The sequence below is a fragment of the Lyngbya aestuarii BL J genome (assembly GCF_000478195.2).
In the GTDB taxonomy this organism is placed as follows: Bacteria; Cyanobacteriota; Cyanobacteriia; order Cyanobacteriales; family Microcoleaceae; genus Capilliphycus; species Capilliphycus aestuarii.
This window is the reverse complement of the sequence record NZ_AUZM01000388.1, coordinates 1-381: the sequence shown is the minus strand read 5'-3', so window position 1 is coordinate 381 and position 381 is coordinate 1. Positions and strand designations below refer to the sequence as shown.

Sequence of the window (381 nt, the reverse complement as noted above, 5' to 3'; positions counted from 1 at the left end):
GACGCTCTTCCGATCTTTATCGCATTGGTTTAGATCAAGTTATTTATCTCAGTGTCGCACCTGGGCGCAAATTTAACCGCGAATTAGTAGAGGCGCAAGTTGCTATTCTCAAACAAGTTCCTAATAGTATTTTAATTCATAAAGCCGCCGGAGATGTCGCTGTTTTTCAAGGTGCTTATCAACAAGCTTGTCAAGCTGCTGGAGTGAGTCTACATCGGGTGAAGTTTATTCCTCGATTTCCCACCGAAGAAGAACATCGTCAGATTTATGCTTTAGCCGATGTATTGTTAGATTCTTATCCTTATAATGGGGGAACTCACACTCTAGAAGCGCTGTGGTTTGAAGTACCAGTTGTCACTCGCAAAGGCGAACAATTTTTAT

At 42.0% G+C, this 381-nt stretch carries 1 protein-coding gene; it reads left to right on the top strand.

What is annotated here, in order from left to right:
• On the top strand, positions 1-381 hold a 381-nt coding region (locus tag M595_RS28645; RefSeq protein ID WP_023070040.1), incomplete at both ends, for an O-linked N-acetylglucosamine transferase family protein.